At 33.5% G+C, this 25,140-nt stretch carries 21 protein-coding genes; 5 read left to right on the plus strand and 16 right to left on the minus strand.

The window, feature by feature from the left end; all coding sequences use genetic code 11:
- Positions 1-80 precede the first annotated feature (80 nt).
- The 5 genes from BR43_RS15960 (at position 81) to BR43_RS15980 (ending at position 8,265) form a co-directional block, all read left to right on the plus strand.
- On the plus strand, positions 81-1,253 hold the full coding sequence (locus tag BR43_RS15960; protein WP_034558139.1) for an IS256 family transposase: 1,173 nt from the start codon (positions 81-83) through the stop codon (positions 1,251-1,253).
- A 92-nt stretch (positions 1,254-1,345) separates the two neighbouring features.
- The gene (locus BR43_RS15965; RefSeq protein WP_245617910.1) at positions 1,346-2,506 is read left to right on the plus strand and encodes a sensor histidine kinase; all 1,161 of its coding nucleotides are present in this window, start codon (positions 1,346-1,348) and stop codon (positions 2,504-2,506) included.
- Between the two features lie 853 nt (positions 2,507-3,359).
- Entirely contained in the window at positions 3,360-6,701 is a 3,342-nt protein-coding gene (locus BR43_RS19705) for a bacterial Ig-like domain-containing protein (RefSeq protein WP_169741070.1), read from the plus strand.
- Between the two features lie 421 nt (positions 6,702-7,122).
- Entirely contained in the window at positions 7,123-7,326 is a 204-nt protein-coding gene (locus tag BR43_RS15975; RefSeq protein WP_034563750.1) for a hypothetical protein, read from the plus strand.
- Between the two features lie 150 nt (positions 7,327-7,476).
- Entirely contained in the window at positions 7,477-8,265 is a 789-nt protein-coding gene (locus BR43_RS15980) for a hypothetical protein (RefSeq protein ID WP_034563752.1), read from the plus strand.
- Between the two features lie 221 nt (positions 8,266-8,486).
- Here the strand turns inward: BR43_RS15980 and BR43_RS15985 are convergent, their stop codons facing one another.
- From BR43_RS15985 to BR43_RS16060, 16 genes are all read right to left on the minus strand, one after another.
- A complete protein-coding gene (locus BR43_RS15985) occupies positions 8,487-9,389 on the minus strand; it encodes a conjugal transfer protein (protein ID WP_034563754.1) in 903 nt (300 codons plus the stop codon).
- Positions 9,390-9,407: 18 nt separating this feature from the next.
- Positions 9,408-10,418 (minus strand): bifunctional lytic transglycosylase/C40 family peptidase, encoded by a 1,011-nt coding sequence (locus BR43_RS15990; RefSeq protein ID WP_034563756.1) that lies wholly within the window; start codon positions 10,416-10,418, stop codon positions 9,408-9,410.
- Entirely contained in the window at positions 10,415-12,448 is a 2,034-nt protein-coding gene (locus BR43_RS15995) for a CD3337/EF1877 family mobilome membrane protein (RefSeq protein ID WP_034563758.1), read from the minus strand. The genes BR43_RS15990 and BR43_RS15995 overlap by 4 nt, the downstream gene beginning before the upstream one ends.
- On the minus strand, positions 12,448-14,898 hold the full coding sequence (gene tcpF / locus BR43_RS16000) for a conjugal transfer ATPase TcpF (protein WP_034563759.1): 2,451 nt from the start codon (positions 14,896-14,898) through the stop codon (positions 12,448-12,450). The genes BR43_RS15995 and tcpF overlap by 1 nt, the downstream gene beginning before the upstream one ends.
- Positions 14,882-15,274 carry a conjugal transfer protein gene (locus tag BR43_RS16005; protein ID WP_034563761.1) on the minus strand — a complete coding sequence of 131 codons (393 nt, stop codon included), beginning with the start codon at positions 15,272-15,274 and terminating at the stop codon, positions 14,882-14,884. The genes tcpF and BR43_RS16005 overlap by 17 nt, the downstream gene beginning before the upstream one ends.
- 67 nt (positions 15,275-15,341) lie before the next feature.
- Complete coding sequence (locus BR43_RS16010; protein WP_034563763.1) at positions 15,342-16,145, minus strand: AbiU2 domain-containing protein; 804 nt, start codon at positions 16,143-16,145, stop codon at positions 15,342-15,344.
- Positions 16,146-16,216: 71 nt separating this feature from the next.
- Positions 16,217-16,711, minus strand: coding sequence for an antirestriction protein ArdA (locus BR43_RS16015; protein ID WP_211252962.1), 495 nt, complete (start codon positions 16,709-16,711; stop codon positions 16,217-16,219).
- Positions 16,712-16,781: 70 nt separating this feature from the next.
- Positions 16,782-17,471: a hypothetical protein gene (locus tag BR43_RS16020; protein ID WP_034563767.1), complete on the minus strand. Its 690-nt coding sequence runs from the start codon at positions 17,469-17,471 to the stop codon at positions 16,782-16,784.
- Between the two features lie 63 nt (positions 17,472-17,534).
- A complete protein-coding gene (locus tag BR43_RS16025) occupies positions 17,535-17,756 on the minus strand; it encodes a hypothetical protein (RefSeq protein ID WP_034563771.1) in 222 nt (73 codons plus the stop codon).
- Complete coding sequence (locus BR43_RS16030) at positions 17,753-18,046, minus strand: hypothetical protein (protein WP_034563774.1); 294 nt, start codon at positions 18,044-18,046, stop codon at positions 17,753-17,755. The genes BR43_RS16025 and BR43_RS16030 overlap by 4 nt, the downstream gene beginning before the upstream one ends.
- On the minus strand, positions 18,043-19,242 hold the full coding sequence (gene mobT / locus BR43_RS16035) for a MobT family relaxase (protein ID WP_211252963.1): 1,200 nt from the start codon (positions 19,240-19,242) through the stop codon (positions 18,043-18,045). The genes BR43_RS16030 and mobT overlap by 4 nt, the downstream gene beginning before the upstream one ends.
- 177 nt (positions 19,243-19,419) lie before the next feature.
- Positions 19,420-20,784, minus strand: a complete 1,365-nt coding sequence (locus tag BR43_RS16040) for an FtsK/SpoIIIE domain-containing protein (RefSeq protein WP_034563778.1) — start codon at positions 20,782-20,784, stop codon at positions 19,420-19,422.
- Positions 20,780-21,610, minus strand: coding sequence for a Mom family adenine methylcarbamoylation protein (locus BR43_RS16045; RefSeq protein WP_034563780.1), 831 nt, complete (start codon positions 21,608-21,610; stop codon positions 20,780-20,782). Before BR43_RS16045 ends, BR43_RS16040 begins: the two co-directional genes overlap by 5 nt.
- 12 nt (positions 21,611-21,622) lie before the next feature.
- On the minus strand, positions 21,623-21,991 hold the full coding sequence (locus tag BR43_RS16050; protein WP_157464078.1) for a YdcP family protein: 369 nt from the start codon (positions 21,989-21,991) through the stop codon (positions 21,623-21,625).
- 9 nt (positions 21,992-22,000) lie between these two features.
- Complete coding sequence (locus BR43_RS16055; RefSeq protein ID WP_034563784.1) at positions 22,001-22,315, minus strand: YdcP family protein; 315 nt, start codon at positions 22,313-22,315, stop codon at positions 22,001-22,003.
- Positions 22,316-22,454: 139 nt separating this feature from the next.
- Entirely contained in the window at positions 22,455-25,049 is a 2,595-nt protein-coding gene (locus BR43_RS16060) for a SpaA isopeptide-forming pilin-related protein (RefSeq protein ID WP_034563786.1), read from the minus strand.
- Between the last annotated feature and the right edge of the window lie 91 nt (positions 25,050-25,140).

A 25,140-nucleotide genomic window follows, 5' to 3' on the forward strand; every position in this document is an offset into this window, starting at 1 on the left:
TAAAAGTTAAAAGGCCATGTAACAGCCCTTTTACGGTACAATGTTTTTAACCATTAAAAACATACCCAGGAGGACTTTACATGACCCAAGTACATTTTACACTGAACAACGAAGAGGTTCAAAGTATTATTGAACATTCCGTTAAAGATGATGTGTCTAAAAATATTTTAACGACAGTTTTCAATCAGTTGATGGAAAACCAACGAACAGAATACATTAAAGCTGATGACTATGAACGATCTGAAAGTCGTCAGAGTCAACGAAATGGCTACTACGAGCGTGACTTTACGACTCGCGTTGGTACACTTGAATTAAGAGTACCTAGAACACGTGATGGTGAGTTTTCACCGACGGTGTTTGAGCGGTATCAGCGAAATGAAAAGGCGCTGCTTGCTTCAATGCTTGAGATGTATGTTTCAGGCGTTTCAACACGTAAAGTCTCTAAGATTGTTGAGGAGTTATGTGGTAAATCAGTTTCTAAGTCCTTTGTTTCTAGTCTGACTGAACAGTTAGACCCTCTGGTCAATGAATGGCAAAATCGATCGCTTTCAGATATAAACTATCCTTACTTGATGACTGATGTCCTGTACATAAAGATTAGAGAAGATAATCGAGTACTTTCTAAGAGTTGTCACATTGCGATTGGAATAACCAAAGATGGCGATCGTGAAATTATTGGCTTCATGATTCAAAATGAAGAGAGTGATAACACATGGTCTAACTTCTTTGAATACTTAAAAGAAAGAGGATTACAAGGTGTAGAACTCGTTATTTCTGACGCTCATAAAGGCTTAGTATCTGCGATTCGTAAATCCTTTACCAACGCAAGTTGGCAGAGATGCCAAGTTCACTTCTTAAGAAATATCTTTACAACAATTCCTAAGAAGAATTCTAAACCTTTTAGAGAAGCTGTAAAAGCTATCTTCAAGTTTACGGATATTAATTTAGCACGAGAAGCTAAAAATCGTCTGGTTGAAGAATACTACGACCAAAAGAAATACACAAAAGCTTACGAGACCTTAGATAATGGCTTCGAAGATGCCTTTCAATATACTGTCCTAGGTAACTCCCACAATCGACTAAAAAGTACCAATCTTCTTGAACGATTAAACCAAGAGGTTCGCAGAAGAGAAAAGATCATTCGAATCTTTCCAAATCATGCTTCAGCCAATCGATTGATTGGGGCAGTTCTTATGGACCTGCATGAAGAATGGATTAGTTCTACAAGAAAGTATATAAATTTTAGCAAGTAAGAAACAATAGAAACGTTGTATAGTATTTTACACAGGATTATGGACTTGACTTGAGAACATCAAAAAATAAGCTCGTTTATATTTTGATTGTAGTGATTTTCATCCAGGCTTTTCTCAGTTCATTTGAATACTTTTGGATTAATGTTGTCGTTTCTACAACACTATGTTTAATTGTTTCATTCTTCTTTTTTTCAAAGTGGAAAGACGTTTTAATGTCTTCAATTATAGCCATAGCTGTTATTAATATTGGTGAAGGAATGGCTTCAATGCTATTGATGAGTACGTCAGCTAGTAAACAAGATATGACAAATCTTATGTCGGACGCATTAAATACAATATTAGTTTTCACTATAGCTCGTTTAATTAGTTTAGCACTTATACTGGTTATTTTGAGATTTAGAAGAGAGAATATAGGAAAGAATATCTTACCGCCCATATTTTGGGCAACTTTTCTATTTATTACTATGAAGGATGCTTTATGGATTTTACTTTTAACAGATTCCTATACTGAATTATCGTTTTACTACTGGGCAGCAGTTATTCCCTTACTACCAGTTTCATATATTCTAATTTTTTTAACACGAAGAGCCATAGGAAAGATGATCAGCATTCAAGTGGATAGTAAATTGTTAGATGAAAAAAATAAATATTATAAACAACAGCTTTTTACAATGAAACAAGTGCTTGAATCACAAAAAACGGTTCGCCATGATCTGAATAATAAGTTATCACCTCTCGTTTATTTAGCTGAAAATGGCAGATCTGATGAATTGATTCAGCAAGTAAAAAAACTTAGCAGTCTAAGTATGTTGGAGGAAATATATGCTGAATCAGGAAATATCACCATTGATTATGTCATTAATCTAAAACTACAAGATTTAGAAAATATAGGGATCGGCATTACCTGCGAAATAAATGTACCAAAGGATATTGATATTGCACCGTTTGATTTATCAACAATCTTAGGGAATTTAATTGACAATGCTATTGAAGCAGTAAATCATGTAAAGGATAAAAAATGGATTGCAATTCAAATAAGTTATCAGATTGGTTTTCTCATCATCAAAATAGCCAATTCTTTTGATGGCACTATATATTTGGAAAATGAACGAATTATATCTAGAAAAAAGGAAACTGAAAATCATGGTTTTGGATTGAATAGTATACAAAAAATTTCTCAAGACTATAATGGTGAAATGCGTGTTGAGCATGAAGATAAACAATTTGAAGTTACTGTAAAATTAGTGGTGTAGTTTTTAACACATGAGGCGTTCCTACTTTAAGGACGTCTTTTTTTATTTCTTAATTATATATATAATATCTCGTAATGACGGTACTTAATTTTAAATAATAGGATAAAAAACTATTTAGTGCGAATTTGAATGAAAAGAAGTAATGTATTCCATAAGCATTATATCCAATAATGGGATATTCAATAGGATATGTATCATACCAGATAACATTAATCAAGATTCCATTAAATCTTATCTTGCAATATCTTTATATATACGAGAGGAGGCTGTTGAAATTCTAACCAAAAAAGAAGTTTATGTGCTGGATAATAAAATTAATGAGACATGAGTATTCACTAATTAGCGCATAGATGAATACTGGTTAGATGTGACTGAGTATTTCTTAGAAATTGCGTAAGAAAAATTAACTCTAAATTCTAAAATTATAGCAGCAATGGACACAGGGGAAAAAGATATAGAAAATATTTTTAGTATATATCATCCAAAAGCCAAAGTCTTTGTAGCTAATTTTAAAGATTGCTAGTTAATGAACTCGAGGAAAAGACAAAAGATACAGAACGATTATAAACTAATTTTAGTCCATTATATTGCACATGAAAATATTCAATATATAAATGGTGATTTGTTATGTATATCATGCTATCATTTTTTTATTTACAGAAGTTTACATAAAGATATTACGTCTAGAGGGGTCGAATAAGACGCTTTGTCGCAGAAGAGGGGGGGGAAGAGTATACTTATTTTAAATACGAAGAACTTAAGATTGGTGAGTATAGATGTGTAAAGTAACCATTTATTAAATTTACAATTTTTAAGCGTGAAGCTATTAATGAATTTGAAAAGGAGAGAAAAAATGAAAAAGAAATTTTTATCACTTTTTAGTGTAATGCTGCTTGTAAGTTCTTCTTTAATAGGGACTGTGCAAGCATTTGCGGAGACTACTGAGTCAGAGCAAACACAGGAACAAGAGGATCAAACTCCAAATAAAGTAGGTTCGTCTGATAGTCTTGAAAATAGTTCAGCTAGTGAGTCAAATGAAAGTATAGTAAGGGATTCTGTTATTCAAACCAATAGTGTTGAAGTAACTAATAGTACAATATCTCCCAGTGAATCTTCAACAAACGCACATGAACAGGATTCAGTGTTACAAGAAGAAAATATAAATGGAAAATCAAGTTTATTAGCTGACACAATTGTATCTGGTAATTTGGGTTCTGTTGCTTGGGAAATTGATGCAGACGGAACCTTGCGTATTGATGGAGGTCAATTACCTAACGTTATTATGATAAATAATAGATCACCATTTGATGCATATAAGAATCAAATTATCTCGATTATTTTTGAAGGAAAGGTGACATCAGGTGGATCTTTAGAAAATCTATTTTTTGATTTGGGAAAAGTTAAAAGTATAGAAAATCTGAGCTATCTTGATACTAGTCAAACAATTAATATGCAGCGTATGTTCTTTGGTATGACTGCGTTAACTTCAATTGATGTATCGGGTTTTGACACAAGTAAAGTGTCAAATATGATAATGATGTTTAATAATGCAAGTAGTTTGACATCCCTTGATCTATCTGATTTTGATACAAGCTCTGTAACAAACATGGGACAAATGTTTTATGGAATGAAGAATTTAACATCCCTTGATTTATCTAATTTTGAAACATCTAATCTTACTAATATGTACGCTATGTTTTCCTATTCAGGTATAAAATCACTGAATATATCAAATTTTAATACCTTACAGGCAAAAATGGGGGCAGATATTTTTTGGCAAACACCAATTGAGCATATCAAATTAGGAGAAAATTTTGTATTTAAAGATTCTTTGCTAGGCTCACCACCAATTGATAATACTTATATTGGAAAGTGGCAGAATCAATCTGGGACTCTTTACACTTCTTTAGAGTTAGCCACTAATTATAATGGTGCAACCATGAACGGAGATTGGTACTGGGCAACTTCGCAAGAAGTTATTGAGGTGATTGATTCATCCATTTATATAGGTGATAAATGGGAAGCGAAAGATAATTTTATTTCTGCTAAGGACAAAGATGGCAATGTTCTTGATTTTGCAGATATTACAGTAGATGCTAGTCAAGTCGATATCAATCAAGCTGGAACCTACGAAGTGAAGTACAGTTATGGTGGTTTAACAAGTCATGCGAAAGTTACGGTAAAAGATAAACAAACAGTGATAAATGTGCATGATTCTACTATTTATGTAGGAGATACTTGGAAAGCTGAAGATAACTTTGACAGTGCTTTGGATAAAGATGGAAATATAGTTAACTTTGAAAAGCTTACAGTAGATGCTAGTCAAGTCGATATCAATCAAGCTGGAACCTACGAAGTGAAGTACAGTTATGGTGGTTTAACAAGTCATGCGAAAGTTACGGTAAAAGATAAACAAACAGTGATAAATGTACATGATTCTACTATTTATGTAGGAGATACTTGGAAAGCCGAAGATAATTTTGACAGTGCTTTGGATAAAGATGGAAATATAGTTAACTTTGAAAAGCTCACAGTAGATGCTAGTCAAGTCGATATCAATCAAGCTGGAATCTACGAAGTGAAGTACAGTTATGGTGGTTTAACAAGTCATGCGAAAGTTACGGTAAAAGATAAACAAACAGTGATAAATGTACATGATTCTACTATTTATGTAGGAGATACTTGGAAAGCCGAAGATAACTTTGACAGTGCTTTGGATAAAGATGGAAATATAGTTAACTTTGAAAAGCTCACAGTAGATGCTAGTCAAGTCGATATCAATCAAGCTGGAACCTACGAAGTGAAGTACAGTTATGGTGGTTTAACAAGTCATGCGAAAGTTACGGTAAAAGATAAACAAACAGTGATAAATGTACATGATTCTACTATTTATGTAGGAGATACTTGGAAAGCCGAAGATAACTTTGACAGTGCTTTGGATAAAGATGGAAATATAGTTAACTTTGAAAAGCTCACAGTAGATGCTAGTCAAGTCGATATCAATCAAGCTGGAACCTACGAAGTGAAGTACAGTTATGGTGGTTTAACAAGTCATGCGAAAGTTACGGTAAAAGATAAACAAACAGTGATAAATGTACATGATTCTACTATTTATGTAGGAGATACTTGGAAAGCCGAAGATAACTTTGACAGTGCTTTGGATAAAGATGGAAATATAGTTAACTTTGAAAAGCTCACAGTAGATGCTAGTCAAGTCGATATCAATCAAGCTGGAACCTACGAAGTGAAGTACAGTTATGGTGGTTTAACAAGTCATGCGAAAGTTACGGTAAAAGATAAACAAACAGTGATAAATGTGCATGATTCTACTATTTATGTAGGAGATACTTGGAAAGCTGAAGATAACTTTGACAGTGCTTTGGATAAAGATGGAAATATAGTTAACTTTGAAAAGCTCACAGTAGATGCTAGTCAAGTCGATATCAATCAAGCTGGAATCTACGAAGTGAAGTACAGTTATGGTGGTTTAACAAGTCATGCGAAAGTTACGGTAAAAGATAAACAAACAGTGATAAATGTACATGATTCTACTATTTATGTAGGAGATACTTGGAAAGCCGAAGATAATTTTGACAGTGCTTTGGATAAAGATGGAAATACAATATCATTTTCAGACATTATAGTAACGATTGAATCAATGAATACGAGAATTTTAAATACAAAAAGTCTAGATGCAAGTAAAGTTGGAACTTACAAAGTATCTTATAGTTATGATGGAGTAATGAGCACGATTCAGATTACAGTGAAAGATAAACAAACAGTGATAAATGTGCATGACTCTGCTATTTATGTAGGAGATACTTGGAAAGCCGAAGATAACTTTGATAATGCTTTAGATAAAGATGGAAATATAGTTAACTTTGAAGAGCTCACAGTAGATGTTAGTCAAGTGAATACCAATCAAGCGGGTACCTATGAAGTTGTTTATAATTATGATGGATCGAGCTCAAAAGCGATTGTGACTGTAAAAGCAGTTGCGGACGAGGAAAATGTCAGCAATGAGAATCATAATAATGATGAAAATACTTCTACTAATAATCAAGCAGAAAATGACAAACAAGCACTACCTCAAATGGGCGAACTGGACACTATGAATGTTTCTATTTTAGGTCTGATTATGGTAGTAATTTCTCTATTACTGCTTAGAATTAGAAGAAATGGTTATGCTAAATAGTAAGAAGCTTCATTATTTATATGGATGGACTAAATGAATTGTTTAATTAGAATAACCAATATTTAAATAGAAGAAGACCTGATAGAACGATGTCAGGTCTTCTTTAATTTATTTTAAAAATTAATAACTATCTAGTTTCCTTGCTTTTTTCGTAAGTACTAAATCAAATTGTGAAATTTAAATAATTCTGATGATGGGGATATTCTACTAATAGTGCCACAAGAAGATAAAATAATGCTATTCTTTTGAGAGTTGGTAAGCCACAAGAATCTACCAATTGACTAATTTATGGTATTTTACTGATAGAATGTGTAGGGTTAATTATTACAAAATATAGAAAACAGATAAACTATTTGTTAATTACCCAGTAAATAATGTTATGTGCCGCTTTGTATAATGATAACGAAGAGCTAAAACAAATGTGTCAGTATGGATTTCTGAAATGATAACTAATAACTCTAGTTTATGGAATGAAGATTTAGAAGTTAATACGGTTCATTTAGTAGAAAACTTGATGAAAGAATACATCTATAAGAATCGTGAAAAAATAAAAAGAAATGTGCAATTGAAAAAAGAAGTTCTTGTTTTACTAGGATTTGTTAGTAGTGAACGGATCAGTTGCTAGTTATATGCATAGAGAGAATATTTCACTAATAGAAGAATAAAGATAAAACGCATGGAAACTGGAAGTATTTAATTTTAAAAGAGTAACATTAAGTTTGAATGATAAACATTATTATGATAGAGTGTTTGAATTTAGTCATGAGGTGATTTTTTGAAAAGAAAGAAAAAAAAGCAATGTGTTCTCTGTCAGGAATATTTTAATAATTCTAATATGAGTGAAGAACATTATCCTGCTAAAAGTACTGGTAATGATGATATAGTCGCTTTAGATTTTGGTAAAATGATAGATTCAATGATGTCAGGAGAAGTTAATAAGCATATTTATGACCCACAAAATAAAGGGAAATCAATTGAAGAAATTAGTGGAGATTATTTTGATAATGAGTTATCATACTCTCTTTATCCTAAAGGTAGAACAATACGTTCACTATGTAGATCTTGTAACACTTTTTTTGGGAAGTATGATGAAGCTTATAAGAAATTTTTTGATAATGAGGGAGATCCTACAATAATAAAAGGTTTTCAAATTTTGACTAGACTTAAAATTGTTAAAGCTATATATGCTAAATTTTTATCAGTCCCTGAATGTAAGGGATGGAAGTTTGATTTCATTAATTTTTTAAGAGATGAAAAAATTGAAACTTATAACGGAAAGTGGCAAGTTTATTTACTTAAGAGAGATTATAGCACGGATATAATGGGTTTAGGAGGTTTAGAAACTGGTAAAATGGACTGGGATGAAGGAGTTATTTTTGAACTGTCAGATGAAAAATTTATTTTTCATTTGATGAACTTTGAGCCCCATGAATGCTACAAATCAATGAACATGAAGGATATTCTTGGGAAAAATTATAAGCTTGTCAATGGTCAAGAGGTTCAAGGTGGGTATCATGGACAATTTACGATACAAAATATGTTTGAAGACGGATTTGAAATATAATAAAGAATCTGTTTTACACTGATAAAAATATTATAATACATGAAGTTTTGACAATAATGTTTTTAACTGGAAAGTTCAATTGAGAAATTTATAACTGTGGTCTTTAGGTATTGAAATATCGATGCTTAGGGGCTTTTTTTATACTTGAAAAAATTTGAAATTTTTAATACATATGAGAGCTTCTAGACTTACTAGTAACTCCCATACATAAGTATTCTTATCTAGTTGGTAATAATCCAATTTTCTGATTTTCGTAAAATTAGATTAAATTCAGAAGTTTGAGTAGTTTTTGTTGCGGGATCAAGATATTTCACTGATACTTGTGTAGCGACTTGATCATTCTCTAATGAATAATTAGAAGAAGTTAGTTCCAAAAATTGATACTCTTTATTAATAGGTTTTAAAGCATGATTATTAACGTAGTAGGATAGTTCTTTCTTAGTTGCTTTAGGATAAAGTTTAAAGAATGTTTTTAAGAATGAATCTATTTCATCTGTTGTTTTGGCATCTACCGTTCCGTCACTATCATTAGCTTTTGGCTTATAATTTGATTTAGCAGGAATTGAGCTAACCGTTGGATTTTTAACAATAACCATATTTCCTTTATCATCCAAATGAACAGTAAGAGTATAAGCAGAATCAACGACTTTCTTTTTATTTTGTTCGGTAATAGTTTGAGTAACAGAAAATAAAACATCAAAGTTATTTTTATCGATTGGCTTAATATCCCAAAATTGAATGGATTCAACTGTAGAGTTTGTAGGAATGTCAGTCCTCACCATGTCTGTATTTAGGACTTGTAACTCTTCTGTGAGATAATCTTTTAATTTTTCAGTTCGTTGATCTAATGCTTTTTGATTATGTTCCCAAGAATAGAAAACCGTAATGAAGTTTCGACTGAAGCTTTCGATTTTATTGGTATCAATGACTCGTTGTTCAGTGACTTCTTTTTCATGAGTCGTATGTTGATCGATGGCTGTAAAGTTTTTATAAACGCCAAAAGTAATACTTGTTAAAAGTAAAATCCATAATGCTGTTGTTGTTTTTTTATGCGTTCCGACTTTTATTGTAGGAACTTTTTTGACTTTATTTCGTTTTTCTTTTCTTTCTAGTTTTATTTTCATGAATGTGATTCCTTTCTCTTATTTAGTAATGATTCTACCTGCACCAATCAGATGTTGTTGCCAATAGGATGAGGTAAGATCACCATAACCAATGGGATCTCCTGCGTGATACATTTGAGTTGGGGATACGACGATGCCAACATGTGTAACATAGTCTGATGTATCATAGGTTGAGTGGAAGAAAACTAAGTCCCCAGCTTTTGCTTCAGTTAGTGGAATATGTTGTGTGGCGTCATACTGTGCTTGAGCGATTCTAGGAAGGGTTATGCCTGCTTTTCCAAAACACCATAACGTAAGACCACTACAATCAAAACTTGTCTCAGGGCTGGCGCCACCAAAGACGTAAGGATAGCCCTGATACTTCAACGCTTCATCCATGATTGCTTGGACAGTTTTATTATCAAATTCAGTCACTGTTAGATATTGAGAAACTAATTTCACATAAAATTGATTTCCATAGTTGTATCGCCACCCACCATTAATGGGGATGGCAATTGGATTGGGATAGCTAACCCTAGCTCCACCCGATTTTTCTTTTGAGAAGTTTTCTGCTAGTTCATATGAATACTTCTTTCCATGAGAAGCAACGTATTGAAGAAAGTCACCACCATAATTATAGGATTGAATGACTGAATCAACATCGCAGCCTAAGTCATTGGAAGATTTCATAAGTTCGCTAAAGTACTTACAGCCTTGTTTAATTGATTCTTCAGTAGACAAGGTATTTGGAGGAAGTCCTAGAGACTCGCTACTTTGCATCACATCTTGCCCTTTCCCACCAGATTCTACTTGCATAATCGCAAGAATATAGTGAACATATTTTGAAATGTCATATACCTTGCAGTATTTCTCAACGGTATTCTTATGAGAAAGAACCTCCTTTGAAACAGACAACCCACTTGTATCAGAAGAGTCTTGAGCACTACTGTCATCATCTGAGAAAAAAAGGGTAATGCAGAAAATTAATCCAAATAGGATCATAAATAAACTACCAAGTAGTAGAGTAAACTTTAGTTTTAAGAGTTTCATTTTTTAGAACCTCGTTTGTTTGGTTTCTTTTTTTTCTGTGTCGTGTTTCTCGGAGCTTGATTTTCTTGCGAGTTTTTAGGGTGAGGACTCTCATTTTTAGAGTATCTATTTTCACGGATGGTTGGTGTAGTTGATACACTTGCTTTTTCTGATTTTGGATAGGGGTTAATAGTATCTTGTGTAAGTGGTCGTTGATGATCTGGTATTTTTGAATTTGTTTTCTTGTGAGTTTTAGTTGTGCTAGCTTTACGATTGGTTTTCGCTTGTTCCATTTCTACTCTTTTTTGAGCGATTGTTTGTCGATGCTGATGTTGTTTTTTCAATCGTTCGGCTTGATTTGTTTGTGGTGTATTTTTAGACGTATCAGAAAAGTTTTGAATGCCTTCTTTTAAGTGAACTTTCTTTTTATGAATCGCATATTTCGCTTGTGTCGGTAAATCTTTGGTTTGTTCTTTTAACAGTTTGGTTTTATCACTTGCTCGTTGTTTGATATCTAGCGCATTGCCTGTTGTTTTCCCAAGTCGTTCTGATAATGGTTGCTTCGGTTTAATAGGTGAAGGAACATTATTTTGTCTGTCATGAGTTTGAGGAACGGATTTACTATTAGCTGCTGCTTTCTTTTTAGAAGGCGAGCCTTCTGAAGTAAGACTTTTACTGAGTTGCTGTTGGATTTTTCTTGTTTGGCGATTAACTAAGCGTTTAGGTTTACGGAAAATTTGTTTTCCAACACCTTGAGAATCATTGCTTTGTAATGCAAACAGACTCATCAAGTCGCCTAATTTTAAATAGATACCAGCGAACGTCACAATCTGTAAGAATGCCGTCATGAAAAAGGGTGAACTTGCGGACAATGAATACAACATGGTAGAAATGCTAAAAGCAACGGTAATAATCAAGGTAATACCAGCACGAGTCATGATGACATTAAAGAGCTTCATAACAGCTTTTTTACTAGTACTTTGAAAACTAGGAATCATACTTAGCAGAAAACTAATTGGTAAAAACATCGCGTAGACAATGAAGAGGACTTGAGAGAAGATCATAATCCCTGTGAGTAAAAAGATAAAAATAGAAATGCCGATGTTAAAGAAAAATAAGAAGAAGACAGTTCCCAATCGATTAATGGCTTTGTTGATACTCAAATTGTTGTTTTTCTTATTCTCAATCTCATCTTTAACAGTCGTTTCTCTGTCTTTTCCGTCATTAAGTGTTGGACTAACGGAAAGAAGTTTTTCAACACGAGATTCTCCTAGTGATTCAATATTAGAATCATCGTATTGTAAAAGAAGCCAAGGTTGTTGTACTTGGATAGAAAATAGGCTATCTCGAATTAAATCAACACTGTCTTTCCCTTTAGAATCAGAATTAGGCAAAATAATCTTTGTGCCAATATCTAAGCTTGCTTTGCTTACATCGGCAGAGAACTCATTAATTTTTTGAATGTAATCAGGTGCATAAGCAATAAAAGAAGCAGATAAAATAAAGACTACGAAAAAGTTGATAACGGCTTGAACAGATTTGGTAGTTTCGCGTTTTAATAATCCTGTATAAGCGACATAGATACCCAAAACTAAAACTAGAATCAGTAGGAAGCCCACATAGAATCCAGAACTGGAAAAGCCATGTTTCGTAATTCCTGCAATGGTTTGCATATTCTTACCAATTGCATCAGTTGTTTGAGAAATAAAGTCTAACTTGTACGCTTCTTGAATCAAGTAACCTGTCGCATTTGAAAGATACAGTGATATTGTCCAAATGAAATTGGTAATGGCATAAAGACCATATGTTACTTGTTTCCCAATCCCATCACCCCAGTTCCAAGGCAACCAGCCCCATGAATTATCGACATAAAAATCGAGTTGGTAATTATCAAGAGGGTATTTTGAATACACATTACTGGAATTAATGGTATCGTCTACTAACCCAGCTGCTTCTACAAAGGTTCCTAGCAAAATTAGCGAAAGTAAAATAATCCCAACCAGTAGAAGTAGCGATAAGATGATTTTCTTTAAAGACCATTTGGGTTTCATTAGGACACCTCTTTTCTCACAGGTGGTCTTGTATCAAAAGCATGAAGTAATTCTTCAAAAATCGGGTGGAATTGAATTACACCTACACGACCATATAAATCTGAAAGGAGACACTGACCATTTTCTAAATCTCTTAATCGTTTTTGATTGCCTTCATCTTCTTTATCAATACCAAAGAATTCCAGTGTCTTTTTAATTTCATGAATATCCGTAGAACGGAAAGCGAATTTCAATCCAAGATTATTTTTTAGTTTTTCATCCAGTAAGTCATCCGCATTTTGCGTAACAAAATAGACCCCTGCATTCATGGCTCGTCCAGCACGGACTAGCTTCATCGAAAGGGTCTTTCCTTGAGCAACTTGAAGAAAGCTCCAGGCTTCGTCTAGGTCAACAATTTTAAAGATAGAGCGGTCAGAGTGAATGAAATCTAAAGCAAAGGTACTAATAACAATGAGCATAGCGACACTTAGTAATTCCATTGTCGTATATTCTTCAAAACCTGTTTCAGCATCAGGAAGAACTAAATCCGCAACTTGAATGATATTAAGCTGCTTATCTAAACTAATAGACTGTCCAACAGTTCCATCACTAAACAATAAGTGAGCAAAATCGTAGTCGGTAAAAGATTCAATGTGATCGGCTATATGGTTACTGATGACCGTATTTTCTTTTCTTAGTTCGTCTAGAACAAGTAAGAGACCACGCGTTTTACTTTTGGTAACACGACGAATCGCTTTTCGTAAGACAGGGAATTTTTCACCATCCCGACTGGATATTCCTGTTAAGAATGTCAAAATATCAATCGCTAGGCTTTCACTATCTTTAGGACGTTTTAAAATGACATATGGATCAAGTAGCCCTTTATTGGTTTCTTCGCTTGTCAGATTCACAATATTAATTTCATGCGCAATATCGGGCAACGTTTCTTTCCAGTTTCCTCGTTCTGCTTTTGGATCAACGATAACGGCTTGACCTCCAAATAAAACAGCATAATAAACAAGCATATTATTACTAAAGGATTTCCCACCACCAAGAGAACCAATGAAGGCAGAAGCCAAGGCATTGGTAATAGAGCCTTTCACACCTTGACTAGCTAGGCTAGGTTTTAGATAAACATTTCTTCCTGTATCCAGGTTGTATCCTACATAGATACCTTCTGTTTCTCCTAGCATTTGAGTCGCACCAAAACCTAGTCCAGCAAGAAAATCAGAGGTAACGTATTGGATGTAGTCGTTTATATACCGTTTGGAGGCTGGAATAAATTCACCATGTAGCCCAAGCATATCACCAAAAGGTCGAATCAATTTGATGCTAAAATCATCATAGAAATCTTTGACTTCATTGCATCGACGTTTTAATTCATCTGGATTACTTGCGGAGACACGAACAACATAGCTTAGTTTATACATGGACTCTTTTGTTTGATCTAAGGTACTTTCAAGTTCATCTACAGAATCTAAAGCCTCTACGACGTTTGAACTCGTTTCATTGTTGCTTTCAAACGCATGATTGTCTAAATCTTTGAGTTCTTTCTTTTTGTTCCGAACAGTAGAAAGAGCTTTTTTATTGGTCACAATTTCTACGTTCATTGAAGTATCAATTGGGAAAGAGAATTGTTGTTGCTGGTAATAAAAGATTTCGCTGTTAGGAAAGCCAAGTTCTCCAATAACAGAGTTGATTGTAAAATAAGCAGCGTAGGTTGTTTCATCTTCATTTTCAATTTTCAAATAGCGCTGATTTTCTTCGATTAAGCAACGTGTCGGCTTTAAGAGGTCATACCGTTTTACCAAAGTCTCTTTTTTTAGTTTTTTAGTTGGCAGATGATAAGAGTATTCTTCATACGGCATTCCTGTTTGTCCATAAATATGTTCAATGATATAGCCAAAATCATCTTTAGATACTCGTCGAATCCTAAAGCGTTTTGAGATTTTATTTTCAAGAAGGTGTTCCATTTTTGAAAAACGATTAATCTCATCATTACTCATAGAGACAAAATCTCCCATAAGTTTATGATTTACATCATGAAAAAAGTCTTGTAAAGAAATCCAAAACTCGTTTGATACATTCTTAATTGTCACTTCTTGATCATTTAAGGATAATTTAAAGCCAATAAAAAAGCGATAGTCAACTTGATTGTCTCCAATCATTTCAACTAACGCTTCAGTTTGTTCGTCTATTTTTTTAGCTGCGACTTCTTTTAATTTACCAGTGACTTCGTTTTTAGATCGTTCCTGTGTGGCCCGAATACTGGATTCGGTACTAAGCTGCAAGGCATGAATTTTTCCATCCCGATTTTGAGCAATCAACTGACGGAAGCTATCATGTACTTGAAACTTTTCTTCTGGACTCAGAAAACTGTAGTTATAAGGTATCAATTCATAGTAGGCAAAGCATTCACCATCATGATTGAATACCAGGTTATTTTCAATATATTTAATCGGATACTTCATAAAGTTCACTCCTTACAATTGTAATGGATTCATTTAATTTTTGAGTGTTTAATTTTATAGGCTTGTAGGCATACGTTAGTTTAGAGCGAAAAAAATAGGAGAGGATGGATTTTAAGAATCCATAGGGTTTCTTTCCATCAAATGTCTTTTGACTCATAAACCAAGTAATGGCGATGGGTAAGCCAAGGTATTTTAGAAACGCCCCATCAATGAAGGACAAAGGTGGCATATGACTAAATAGAATGACAAAAAGAATGGATACCACGAACCATGTCATTTGTGTAAATGTAATAGGAAAAGGCAGTTGTAGGTCATTGATAGCGTAAATGACTTTTTCGACATTCCAGATGCTGGTGTAACTTTTTATTTTTTTCAAATAATCGCTCCTTTCAAAAAAAGAGCAGCCATTTTAATAGGCTACTCTAGAAATCTTATATATGAATTTAAATATTTTTTAGATATTCAATTTGCTTTTCTATTTCTATTTTTTGATATTTATCACCTTGTCCTGCAAGTGTTAAAGTATTTTCCCAATCATTAATATTTACAGGAGCAATAGCTTTATTAATATCAGTTAGCATTGCGTATGAAAATCGGCAGAAGTCTAAAGCAAAGGATAATAACTCCTCAATTTCCTTAAAATTTAAAGGGAACGAATTAATAATTTCATCTAAACTATGTTTCATAGTAGCTTCATCATTATGAGCATACACTTTATTGCGTTGTTTTAGTAAATTCTTTATTTTAGGCTGAATTTTTTCCAGACGCCATTCATAAAGTTCGAAGTATCTATCAATAGTCATTTCAACTTGAATCGGTAATTCTTTAATGTTCAGTTGCTTGTTTATAAGTCGTTCTTTTTCTACTTCTTTCTGAAAAAATTCAGTTTCATATTCTTTTACAGTATGATGGAAAGGCAATGAATATTCATACATTTCACCATCTACCTTTATTTTTTCATTGGGATAAGAATTTGGAAAGTAATCAATATTCTCTCTGCACTCTTTTATTAATTTTTGAATATTTTCTGAATATTTGTGGCTATCGTATATTTTAGAGAGCTCCATAAAAGTTGATACCACTAAAGAATTGTATGTGAATGAGTAAAAAGCACTAGAGAGATTCATTTCCTGATAATATTTACTTCTATTTTGTTTAAATTGCTCAATTATTAAAAAATAACAATTGGCTTGGCGAGCTTGATTCATAAAAATATCAATTTTTTTAATTAGTCGTTCTTTTTCCATAGAGACTCTCCTTTTGTACAAAGTATTGATAATTATAATATACCAGAAAAATGAACATAAATTACAGTCTTTTAATGAATATACTCAAATACTCCATGAGATGTTACTAAAAAATTTCCTTCAAGTTCCATATCTCGTCCCAGCGCTTGGTAATCAATGTAGTTCTGTAAATTACTTGGAACCTCACCAAGACTTCCAGTTTCTTCTACATAGTAACGAGCCACATCCTCCATACTGTCGCAATCTGGATAACAAATGATATCATCTTTATTTTCTATTAATTCTTCAATATCACTAAACCAGTCATTCATAAATTCAGATATATTTTCGTAGAAAGGGGTACCTTCTAATACTTCAATCATTGCACATTTCCGATTAATTTCTGATATTGGGGTATATTCACTAATATCAAATGGAAGTTCATAATCGTGGATGGCATATTCTTCATATTCATCGTTTAATCCAATTCGTTCCTTAACTTTATCAAAATCAATAGGAGGTGTGAACCAATCGCCAACCAGTTCACCCTCGTTGTACTTGCCAAGATTAGCAATATAAATTTGCATGTCCAAGTTACATTCAATCCTTTCTTAAAATAAAAAAACAACAAGCAAAAAACTTGTTGTTTTTAAATAATTACTTTATTAGTTGAGGCATATATGAATTAATTCTAACAATTTTATTATTTCCTGTTGAGGTATAGAAAGAGTAAGTCTGTTTATACTGTCTTTCTTGAATATCACAAAATACAATGTTAAATTTCCAATTGATGTCAGTAGTAGGATCAACCATGTTGGAACTTTCATCAATTGCAGTTAAATACAAACAAAATTCAGTTTGATTCTGAACACGTAAAACGTCTGTATCAATAGGTTCCCTTACACCAAGAATATTATACCCATTTTTGTAGTTGTCTTTAAAAGCAACAGCAATGTTTCTCATATTTTTAGGTTTGACATCATTATCTAAATAGTCAAGATGGATGGAAAAAGCAATCCCTGCTCCTTCATTTATCAATTCAAAAGGGATTGGTCTAATACTAAGATTGTCAATTTTATCCATTTCACCTTCAAATCTATTGTTCTTATATTTTGGAACAATAGATAGGTAGGGTAAATATTTTAGTCTCTCGTTTTCTTCATTGATACTTAACTGTTCTTGATATTTTTTTTCTGCTATTTTCATACTCTCTATATGATTTTTTTGTTGTAGATTGAGTGTTTCCTTGTTTCTTTTGTGTGTAAAATAAAGAGTAATATAGCATACAGCTAATGATGTTAAGACAGGTATCATAATTTTAATACTATCTACAGTAAAAACTTCCATTAATCAATCACCACCTTCGTTTAATAAAATTTTATCAAACTCTTCTTTGATATTCAATATACATTAAGCACCAATAATTTTATTAAAAATAGTCAACAGTACATCCTTAACACCAGCTGCATTGAAAACCAATCCAACCGCAATCAAAGCAATCACTAAAAATCCAATGAGTTTTGAAAATTCACGTTTAAAGCCCAAATAAATGCCAATCACAACAATGGCCATTAAAACGAGCGATTGTGCATTGGATAAAAACCAGGTATATAAATTTTGTCCAAAGTTCATAATTCTATTTTGCTCCTTCCGTTTAAATAATTTGTTCTGTTCGATAAATAGATGCGCACACGTTCTAGCAATTTAGCAGGGGTTAAATGTTTTCCATATGTTGTGACACTATTAGAGTGGTACTTATGAAAAGTTTGTTTGTAAAAGGTGTATTGATAGTAAATGTCGCTTGGTTTCTTGTATCCTTCAATGACTAAAGAAGTGTACTTTCCTGTATCTAACATATATAGTTCATTTTCTTTGAAACAAAAAAATCCCAGTAGTTTTAATTCTTTTGTTAGACGATTCATAAGATGACGTCCTCCGTACTATAAGATTGTTGTTCTATTATTTTTTCATGTCGCTCATTTAAACGAGCCTCACGAATAAGTTCATCTACAATATCTGTTTTATTTAAGGTATCCAACATTTTAGCCACTTTTAAAGTTGGCGCAACTTGATGCCGTAACCAATTTAATGTTCGTTCAAACGAGTAGGGTTCAGGTTCGGTTGTTAATCTTAGAGCGCCACGATCTTTGCCTATAAACCATTCCCAACGTTCATTGGTCTCCCAATCTGTTCGACGTTTTGTTTCATCTTTATCTACAAACCGTAAATAGCGGTTAATGATATCAAAGGCTGTCTTTTCAGCATTGTTAAAAGCTAGTAAATCCTGAACAGCATGTATGGCTCTATCATTTTTTAAACGAATTTCAAAACGATTTTTGATGTCTGCTTCTTCAATAGGGACAGCATTTTTGACGTATTGTTCATAATCTTTTTCGTAGATACAAAAATAGACTTCACTTTTCAGTGAGCCTATATATAAGGTGTTTCCCATATCTGCTTTTTCGTCACGATGAACCAATTCTCCAGAACGATAATTTTTAAAGCTACGAAAAACTGAAATACATTCTTCTTGTTTACATTTTCGGGTCAGTTCAGGAATATCTAAGATGCCAACTTTGTCATTAATTGCTAGATCCAGTCGTTTAAAGACTGCTTTTTCTTCTAAGCATATCCGAAAAAAATCAAACCAACTACGATGTTGAGCCAACAAAAAGCTTTCGAATTGACGACACCCTTTTCCTTTGAGTTCAAGTAGTGTGCCTTTGGTACTATCATAAGAAATCATGACAACAATATCACCAAAACGAAGATGTTCTTGATAACCATAAAAAGCAAAATCTTCATGAAGCATGTAATCTATGTTGATTCGTAAAATATGTTCAATCACATGAGCCACCTTATCGGTGGGGAATCGAATTCGGACATAATCGAAAAGCATCTCCAAAGGATTATCTGGGTTAAACCTTTCTAAAGTGCTATTTAGAGTTTCTTTTAACTTAAGTGTAGGCATTACTTTTCCAGTTTCTATGTCACTTATATAGGAACGAGTAATGCCAGAAGCTAGGGCGAGCTTGTTTTGTGAGAGACCATAAGTTAATCGTTTATTTTTTAGTTCTTTTCTCCAAGTTTCATCTGTATTCAATCGCAAACCTCCAATAAAAAAGGCAGATGTAAACTTTTGGTACTTAGTTTACATCTGCATAGTATTTTCAAAAGCCTTGTGAGTAAGGGCTTTGGGATATTTTAAGAACTATTTCCAGTTGTTTTTGTGCCCCCCTGTTAGGTATAGGGGGGCTGAACCTGTTGGTGTGGCTTGCGCCACACCAACAACAAGCTAGTCTGTATCTGCATCTTTCGCTTCGCACGATGCAGCCACAGCCTGCTTGTGTTGATTGAGCTCTTGAATAGCTTCTAAAAAATCGTGCTCTTTTGGAACAAAAGGGGTATAAAACTCACTAATGACACTTGTTCCAACATCTACATAGCCACGACCTTTGATAGGTTTTAAGAAAAAGTCTTTATCATTTTCGCCAAACATCATGTTATAGCCAAGTTCTGACATTCTGCCTAAAGCTACTCTGAAATTAAAGTTATCACGGATGCCATCACCTAAATATTTTGCATCAGGTCTTTGGCAAGCCAAAATCAAGAAAAATCCAGATTGCCGTCCTAACATCACGATTTGTTTTAATTTACTCATCACTTCGATACTGTCACGTCCAATCATTTCCATGAAAGAAGTATACTCATCGAAAACTAAAAAGTGAGCAGGTAAATTTAAATAGGCATAATTTTTACCAGTTTTATATCCATCCATTAATTTCATCGTTTCATTTCGTAGCATCATTTCATCATAAAATTGGTTTAGGCAGTCGATCATGTCTTCTTTCTTATAATAAACATTTGGCATAACCGTTTCTAAGTCAGCCAAGTCAGCATTTTTTGGATCAAGGACATAAATAGTGGCATTGGTTTGAAGAAGAGCTTCAATAATCGTTAGGATAAAATAAGTTTTTCCTCCACCAGTTCCGCCAGCAATTAACATATGGGGCAGGGAGTCATAAGACCACCAAATGTTGTCCATTAATTTTAATTGCCCATTTTGAGTTTGAACATCATCAATGGTAATCCGACTGTTAATCGTATCGTAAAGAAGGATGTATTCCACATAAGAGTCTTTGAGAATTTTATCTGTAAGTTCACAATACAATCCTGTTTCTAATTTCTTTTCCAATTTCAAAAGTTGCTCTTGGTATTTTCCCATTGTGATCTCTACCTGAATATGAATCAATCCATCTTTTAAACGATAATAAACTTTTGGAAAATAACGGATTTTTTCTTTCGTTTTACTACTACCTAAGTCTTTAAAAAAGTTGTCTGATTGTACTTGTTCGGATTCATACCAGCCATTTTCTAGAATCATTCGAGCTAGTTTTTGACGGTGCTGCATTTGTTTAATATGGTCAATTCGGTAGTGATAATAAAGATAAGTTACTAAAAGGCAAACAAAAAGAGCAGTGAAGAAACTGCTCATTAAATAGGGGATATTTAATTGGATGTTTGCATCTATAAGACTTACAGTTTCCCAGTTCGTTTGAAGAAGTTGTTTATGATAGAACAACAAAAGAATAGAAAGGAAAAGAGGTAGTAGTCTAGCAAGTGTAAAATGATAAAGCAACTGTTTATTACTCGGTCTAATTCGTTTTCCGCGATAAGTTCAGTTCATTTTGAGAGTCTCCTTTCATTAGAGTAAACTTTTGTGTGGTATATGCATGACAATTTTTATCAAAAGATGGTTGGGGAATTCTTTCGTATTTTCGATAAGCGATTCGCTTTTCAAATCGAAGTTCATTTTCTTTTGGGTAATTGCCTCTCATATACTTTGGTGAGCGTTTCAGGAGTTTTTCAGCATCCTTTGTTAAAGGATAAAGATAACGAAACATACGGCCATTAATCTTTTCAATGCCTTTATATTCACAAAAATCGTGAGTTAACCAATTTCTTTTAGATACACCATCAAACTGGGCGTTTTCTTCTAACAAAATTCGCGCACTTCGAGGATGAATTTTTTCAGAAGTTTTACTATGCCGATAAACACTTGTCTTGAAGTAACCGCCATAATAAAAATTAGCAGCTTGATAAACATAGCCACATTTTCCTTCAATCCCATCAGCTAACGTATATAAAAAGAGACAGTCTGTATTCTCTTTAAGCCACTTAACAAGCGTCGAAAGAGCAAGACTACCAAAGTAGTTCGTTTGATTCATTTTGGGTAGAAAACACATTTTCCCAATTTCTAAATAATCCTTTGTAACTAAATTCTGTTCGGGAAAAATTTTTCGAATCGTTTGTAATGGCTGAGTTCCCCAACCAAGCTCGATTACACCTAGCAATTCATTTTCACAGTAGATTCCTAGAAAGTATTTGCACAATCTAGGAATCACTTTTGAATAGTGGTAACGTCGAATAAAAGATATTGCCTGTTTTCTAGGAATAGGTTCTATCACAAGCGATTTAGAAATCATCTAACATACTTCCTATTTCCCGTTAGCAGGTTCTTTTTTTGACATTTGCACTTTTTCCTTTAGTTTAATATCATCGGCTTTAATATACCAGTCTACATCTGCACCTTGATAAGTGGCATTAGCGACTGTATCTGCAATTGGATTGATTAATTCCACTTCTGTATTGTACTCAAATTCTTTTAGTGGAACAGAAGCAGGGATACTTACTTGAATCATGCGTCCTTGACCTGTTGATTTTAAATCGTAAGTGCGTTCTTTGATATTGTTTGAAGCTGTTCCATCTTCATTTTGGATCCGAACTTCTCGACGCAAAGCCGAAAATTTTAACGTACCAAATGTTTCTTCTTTTTCAATGATAATTCCCTCAGCTAATCTCATAATTTTTTCCTCCTATAATTTCACAATATCATTAGCGTGCATGATGTAATTTGTGAATCCTCTCGTTCCAATTTTGTATCCTTCAGCTGTGATTTTGGGATTCACAAGCTTCACTTTATCATCTACTTCAAAATGCTTTTCACCAGCATCGGCAGGTAAAATGACTTCAATATCATCTGCGCGTTGAATCGTTGAGTAAAGATTGTAACTACGAGAGAATACAGTCGGTTTTCCATTGATTCTTCTTTGTTCAACTGTTCCTTCACCAGCATATTCCAGCTGACCGAATGTTTTTTCCATATTGGGGATAATGTGTTTTAATTCCATTTTTAGTTACCTCTTTCTTTTAGTTGATTTAAATTTCTTCATTTTTAATAGTCTGTTGTTGGTGAGCGAATAGGATTCATACTTAGCCTCCTAGAATACATAAAAACACAAGAATCTTTTAGAAAGTAGATTCTTGTGTTTAGTCGTTAGTTTCTTTTGATTTTTTTACTTTCTTTGCGCCAATAAAAGCTAATGCGCTCAGAGACAAGGCAAACCCAATGCCAAGTAGAAGAGAACTGCGTGATTCTCCTGTTTGTGGCAATGGGTTTGTTTCTGTTCTTTTATTTGTCATGTCACATTTCACCACCTTTCCATGTTCTTTGATTTCGAACTTCACTGGTGTTTGATCTAATTGGTAGCCTTGTGGCGCACCAAATTCTTGGAAGTAATAGATTCCTTTTGGTAACTCTTTAAAGGTGAAGATTCCTTTTTCATCCGTTTTCCCTTCAATAATGCAGTTTTTATTTTCATCAAGAATTCTAATATCTGTGTTTGGAAGAATTTCACCAGTAGAAACATCTTTCTTCGTTAATTCAGCACTTCCTTTTATTAAGTCATTTTTGATATCTAGTAGAATAGTTGTTTCTTCATTTTCAGAAAGTTGTTCTCCTATCACTTTTCCGTCCATATCTGTTGCTTTAATGCCTTCTTTAGTAGAAGTTATTTGAATGATAGAATCAAGAGGGAGGTAATAGTCGGAAGAAGGGGACTTTTCTTTCAGATAGAATGTCCCTACAGGAATATTTGAAAAAGTACCTATAGATTCTTTGTCGATCGAAACGATTTGTAAAACTTTCCCATCTTCATCTTCAAGTGTAAATTCAGCACCTGTTCCTAGACCATCATAATTAAATTCATACCCATTTTTATTTTTTAATGTCGCTTGTTCATTGGTTTTCTTGATACGAAATTCATTAAAATGTAGTTTGTTTAAGATTGGAATATCAGAACCTTCTTCGGTAGGAGATTCATAGATCGTAATTTCTTTCAGTGAATCATTATCTTCAGCTTTGAAGCTAAAAGGGTACTTATTGGGATTCAAGCCATGATCAGTGCCTGAATCTAGCTCTTTAAAGTAATAGTCACCTTCTGGATACTGAAGCTCATCCAACGTTAAAAGACCTTCTTCGACTGTTCCATAGTTAATTAAAGAGTCTTGAGGGAGTTCTTGATCAGTGAAGGTCATAGGTTGATTCGTATATAAACCAAATATTTTATCATTTGCTTCTTGGACATCAAGAATAGGGAGGTTTTCTTTCCAATCTTTGATAATCTCTTCAGATTTGTGAAGGGTTAATTTTATTTTTTGAAATTCATTGGTAGCGGATAAGGATTCAGAGACCAACTCAATCGTTTGTCCTTGATAAGTGAATTCAAAAGGAATCGGAGTGGAATCAATAATGAATCCATCAGGTGCCGATTTTTCAATAGCTTGATATTTACCAAGGTAGAGAAGAGGCATATCAATTAATTCTCCATCATCACCCGTTACAACAGTAGCCAGGGTATCGCCTTTTTTAGCGTGAGTGGTACTGCCTACTTTGATATCTTCTGTAGCTTGAATTTCGTAAGTTACACCTGCAAGAGGTTGATAATCAAATTTGAATTCATATAAATCACCGTATTCTGTTTCATTTTTTTCAATTCCTACAGGTACTTTTCCTTTTTTCATTAGGGAAAGTTGTCCTTTTTGAGGTTTATTGTCCAAAATAACTTCAATGGTTTTGTTTGGTTCCACCATCACTTTTTTTAGTTCACCTTGATTAAAGAAACCATCTGGTGCAGTCACTTCACTAATCGTTACGGTTGTTCCTTGAGTAATATCATTTATTTGAGCAAGTCCGTTAGAATCTGTCATCACTTCTTTGGTTTGATTGTCGTACTCAAATTTCAATTTAGCATTTGGTAAAGGTTTTCCTGTATCTTTATCGATTTTCTTTACTTTGATAGTGCCATTTAGTTTCACTTTGACATTCAGATTGAATTCACCCGCATTTGAAAGTTTAAAGGTGGCGACTTTTTGTTCATTAGGTTTAGCATAAACAAAGCTTTGACCCACTGAATTGGAATCAGCAATACTATATTTAATGGTTCCAGATTCCTTTGAATCTTTCGTAGCAGTCAATGTCAGTTTATTGCCGTTTTTCTCAATTTTGAGGTTAGCAGAATTACTAAGCTGCTTAACATACTTGGACAAGACATTGTTTTTGTCTTCTAGAGTAACAGATTCGCCAACTTTTAGATTGATGATTTGGTTATTAAAAGTCGGTTTAGTATTATGATTTTTGACTTGATTTAAAATCTCATTTCTTCGATTGTCAAAATTGGGAATATTTGTAGTTAATAATTCATCGCCAAATTCGAGCCAAACTAAGTTTTGAGTTATTCCATAATTATCAACAGTTGGGTCTATTTGGTAACCATAGTACGCGATTAATGAAAGGCGTTCTTTTTCTGCGATAGTTAGTTCTGATGGGGTGAATCCAGAACCACCAGTAAGAAGTGTGCCATGTTCAATACAGAAAGCAGGTTGATTGTCCGCTTTAATCATATGGATGCCTTCATCGGTCCAGTGCAAACCACCTAATGCTTTGACATGCCAAGTGGAAATGTAATCTGCTACTTTTTCATAATTGACTGTGGCAGCGAATGAAGTAATAGGGGAAATAAAAAAAGCGATTAGGACTGTTAGTAAACTAAACAGCGTAATCGCTTTGTATTTTTTTATATTCATTATTTTGTCTCCTTCTTATAATTTATTTAAAAGTTGTATCTCTATTTTTATTGGTTACTTTCTCATCCTAGGCTGTTGTTTAAACTTCTTT

The organism is Carnobacterium gallinarum DSM 4847 (assembly GCF_000744375.1).
Lineage (GTDB): Bacteria > Bacillota > Bacilli > Lactobacillales > Carnobacteriaceae > Carnobacterium > Carnobacterium gallinarum.